Source organism: Brevundimonas sp. (assembly GCF_044239655.1).
Taxonomy (GTDB): Bacteria; Pseudomonadota; Alphaproteobacteria; order Caulobacterales; family Caulobacteraceae; genus Brevundimonas.
Genome location: NZ_JBIIAY010000235.1, coordinates 1 through 4,159 on the forward strand (window position 1 = coordinate 1; position 4,159 = coordinate 4,159).

At 32.9% G+C, this 4,159-nt stretch carries 4 protein-coding genes; all 4 read left to right on the forward strand.

Annotated features, from left to right (window positions below; genetic code table 11):
* Positions 1–42 precede the first annotated feature (42 nt).
* Entirely contained in the window at positions 43–648 is a 606-nt protein-coding gene (locus ACILQR_RS16915; protein ID WP_395652528.1) for a hypothetical protein, read from the forward strand.
* Positions 649–771: 123 nt separating this feature from the next.
* Positions 772–1,329, forward strand: coding sequence for a hypothetical protein (locus ACILQR_RS16920; protein ID WP_395652529.1), 558 nt, complete (start codon positions 772–774; stop codon positions 1,327–1,329).
* 1 nt (position 1,330) lies between these two features.
* Complete coding sequence (locus ACILQR_RS16925; RefSeq protein ID WP_395652530.1) at positions 1,331–2,557, forward strand: hypothetical protein; 1,227 nt, start codon at positions 1,331–1,333, stop codon at positions 2,555–2,557.
* The coding region (locus ACILQR_RS16930; RefSeq protein ID WP_395652531.1) for a hypothetical protein at positions 2,550–4,159 on the forward strand (1,610 nt) is incomplete at its 3' end. The genes ACILQR_RS16925 and ACILQR_RS16930, both read left to right, overlap by 8 nt.

A 4,159-nucleotide genomic window follows, 5' to 3' on the forward strand; every position in this document is an offset into this window, starting at 1 on the left:
ATAAGATAAAAATCAATATCACAAATTATATATTTATTAATTATGAAGATTAATTTACCTACTAGTTGGGAGGCCGTTAACCTTAAACAATTTGCGCAGTTACAAGCTAAGTTACAAGACGGCACAGAGGACGTAATAGAGCGCTATTTAGACATTATAACAGTGTTAAGTGGTGAAAAGCCTTCTATTGTTAATCAAATGCCATTAGAAGCGCTTAAAAAAGCTATTGATTATGTTTCTTTTATTAATCATTTGCCAAAGGAAACAAAGATAAAGAATCAATTTGAGATTAACGGGCAAATATATAAGGGTGTTATTGATGTTACTAAGTTAACAGCGGGGCAATATATTGATATTAAAACGTTTTGCAAGAATACAGATGAAATTTTCGACAACCTAGCCAACATTATGGCGGTTATCTATATTGAGGAGGGCCAAGAATACGAGGGAACTAAGCACGCACACCGGGCAAGAATATTTCAGGAACATCTAAAAATCAGTGAGGTATATGGATTCACGCTTTTTTTTTCGAATCTCTTAAACGATTTGACAGCGGATATTCTAGACTTTACAATAAGGGAGCAGAGAGTACTGATAGAGGAAATGCAGAGGGATTTAATGAGCAATGGGGATGGTTTGGGATACTAGACATGCTAGCTAAGGGCGATGTGTTAAAGTTTGATTCATTGTTGAGGCAAAACATAGTTTGGTTTATGAATATGATAGCTTACTTCAAAGATAAGTCAGAACATGAAAGGAAAGTTTTAGAAAATGAACGGAAAAAACATAGATTTTAATAAAGTTGGGGATCTAGTTTATAATTTTGCAGAAGGTTTATTAACTGATTTACAAAAGAATCTAGATAAACCACAAGGTAAATTTAACAGTCCTATAAATGCAAGTGGCAATTTAAGACAATCTATTAATTTTGAGCCTTTAAAGATCACACAGTTTGGTATATCCTTTCAATTAGTATTAGACGATTATTACATTTGGGTAGATAAAGGTAGGAAGCCAGGGCATAGACCGCCAATAGATGCCATATTAAAATGGATTAGTGCAAAGCCTTTAAAATTAAAGTCTAGTGTTGATTTAACAAGAATAAATAAAAAAGGTGTTCAGGTTAAAAGAAGAGCAACAACAGAAGAAAGAATGAGTATTGACGAAGAGCGACGAAGGGCAGCGGAGTTAATAGCTGATAAAATTGAAAAAAAAGGAACTACGGCCACTAATTTTTATAGTGATGTAGTAACCGAAAAAAGATTTATTGCTTTTGCCAAAGAACTATCCGAGGCATTCAAACAAGATATAATTATTTCACTTAAATAATATGGCATTTACAATTTACCAGGAACCGTTACAATACACACCGGTTTATAACGACATAAATTATCTTGTTAGTTCGACAAATACGGCACAGCCTAATTTTAATTATATTTTTGATATTAAAATAAATGGGACAGTAGTAAGTAGGCATAGAATCCCAGCAAGGCCTGAAAACGGCTACGGGTTGTTTAATGCAAAGCGGATTGTTGAAAACTATTTGACTCAGAACTTTGCGTATGGAACTATCACGGTACAGTTAGCAAGCTCAAGCATTTTAAAGTTAAATGTTGATTATTATGAGGAGTATGGAAGTACACCGACTCTTTATAGTATCAGCACCTCCCCGGACGTTTATTGTTGGACTGCATCACTAGATCCGAACGAGTGGGTAGATTATACGTATGTAAGTAGATACCGATTAATGCCAAGTGAAATTGGTATAAGTCAGTTGTTAACTAATAATGCAACTCATAAAATAAAGCTAACTGAAAGAGCTACTATATCGGCTTTAGTTGGTGCTTCCGGTGCTGTTAATGATATCGGAGTTTTCGCCTATAATTCCGCTGGAACTTTGATAAAAACAACCTATATTTTAAATCCATATTGGGCAGTAAGTTCAACTGGACAAAGATTTATTAATATACCGGCTGGAACGCTTAATTTAAATCAAATTTTAAATGCTAATTTAAATGTTGCAACTCAAAACCAGGGCAATATTATTCCAAGTAATACTTCATATTATATTATAAAAACCGATGGCACCGGATCCGCTGCATCTATACCGGTAAGGTATAACATTGACGATAGTTGTTCAAAGTATGAGCCGGTAAGAATTTACTTTTTAAATAAGCTAGGTGCATATGATGCGTTTACCTTTGATTTGGTAAGCCGTGAAAATAACACTATTGAGAGAAAAAAATACAGACGAAATTTAGGAGGATTTAGCGGTACTAGTTTTGTTTATACAGATTTTCAACGTGCTAATATAATCTATGACACTCAAATAAATGAGACCTTAACTATTAATAGCAATTGGATAACAGATGCTGAGGCTATTTGGCTTGAAGAGTTGTTAACTTCACCTATAACTTATATGGAAACCGCTAGCGGTATTGAGGTTGTTAACGTTATTAATTCAGATTATGAGGTTAAGAAAACAATTAATGACAAGCTATTTAATTTACAAATCACTTTAGAAAAATCATACATTAAAACTAGACAACGTGGTTGAGATATTCGTAAAACCCTACGGGGCAACAAAATACCAAAGTTTAAATTTAATAGAAAACGTGTCTTTGCCGATAACGTACAGCATAGCTGATATAAGAAATCCGGATAAAAGGGAAGGCACATTTACCAAGACTATATCTTTGCCAGGAACGAAGACAAATAACACTTTGTTTTCTAATATCTTTAATATTAGCAAGGTAACTACCGGTATTGAATTTAATCCAAATAAAAAAGCGGATTGTTTAATTTTGGAGGATTCAATAGAAATATTAAAAGGATCTTTGAGGCTTGCAGATATTAGCTATTTAGAAAATGGCGAAATCATGTATAACTGTATTGTATATGGTGAAACTAGCGATTTATTTTTTAGCATATCAAATGATAAGTTAACCGATTTAGATTTATCGGAATTTGACCACGATTGGAGCGGGAATAATATACAAGATTCCTGGACAGCGACAAAGGGCATAGGTTATGTTTACCCCATGATTGACTACGGCACTAATCAGGATATAATGAAGGCAAGGTGGGACGTTATAGATTTTTACCCGGCAATTTATGTAAAGCAATATATTGATAAGATTTTTGCATCCGCTGGCTATACCTATACAAGCGCGTTTTTTAATAGTGATTTTTTCAAATCTTTAATTATTCCATTTAATAAAGAAAGTTTAAAACTTACAAGTGCGGATATTTTAAAAAGATCTGCATCTGTTAGCATGTTAGCCGATGATTTAATTAATGTTACAATAAATAGAAGTGGGGATCCTAGTAATAAAGTTTTTAATTATTATAATGTTTTCCAAAATTGGGACTGGACTAAGGAAGTAAGTGATCCTAATAATAACTTTTTAACAGATGGATTTCAAGCTCCGACAAATGGACTTTATGACATTGATTTGTTTTTTGATGCGTCATCAAGCGATATTGTAACTTTTCCAAGCGGGACAAGTGCCGTAGCAGATAGGTTATTAAGATACTCAATAAATTTACAAAACTTAACAACTGCAACTACTTTAGCAAGTGATAAACAAGTATTATTAATTCAAGATTCAGTTAGTGTACTTCCGGTAAAAACGCCATTTAGACAAAGAATTTATTTAACGGCTGGTGATGTTATTAAGGTTGATTTAATAGTTTTTAATTCATGGACATTTACAACTACTTCAACGGGAACTACCGGCACGGCATCATTTGGAATTGATAACGATTCTTATTTTAAAATCACTGCTGTAGAACAATTGAGTGAAAACTCACCGATTGCAATAAGTTCTATTATTCCGGAAAACATTTTGTGTAAAGATTTTATCAGCGGATTAATAAAGATGTTTAATCTATATTTTGAGCCGGATAAAAATAATGTTAAAAATATTATCGTAAAAACTAGAGACTCTTTTTATTCAGATACAACACAAACTCTAGATTGGAGCGACAAAGTAAATAGAGACGTACCCTGGAAAATTACGCCAATGGGTGAACTAGATTTTAAAAAGTTAACCTTTACTTACAAAGACGATCAAGACTATTTTAATAAACTTTATAAGAGTAGTCACCAAGAAAATTACGGCACTAAAAATGAAATCATAGATAATGACTTTTTAAG

Excerpts from the sequence above, each read along its gene's own strand:
- ACILQR_RS16925 (WP_395652530.1), top strand. The coding sequence starts at position 1,331 with ATGGCATTTACAATTTACCAGGAACCGTTACAATACACACCGGTTTAT.
- ACILQR_RS16915 (WP_395652528.1), top strand. The coding sequence starts at position 43 with ATGAAGATTAATTTACCTACTAGTTGGGAGGCCGTTAACCTTAAACAA.
- ACILQR_RS16920 (WP_395652529.1), top strand. The coding sequence starts at position 772 with ATGAACGGAAAAAACATAGATTTTAATAAAGTTGGGGATCTAGTTTAT.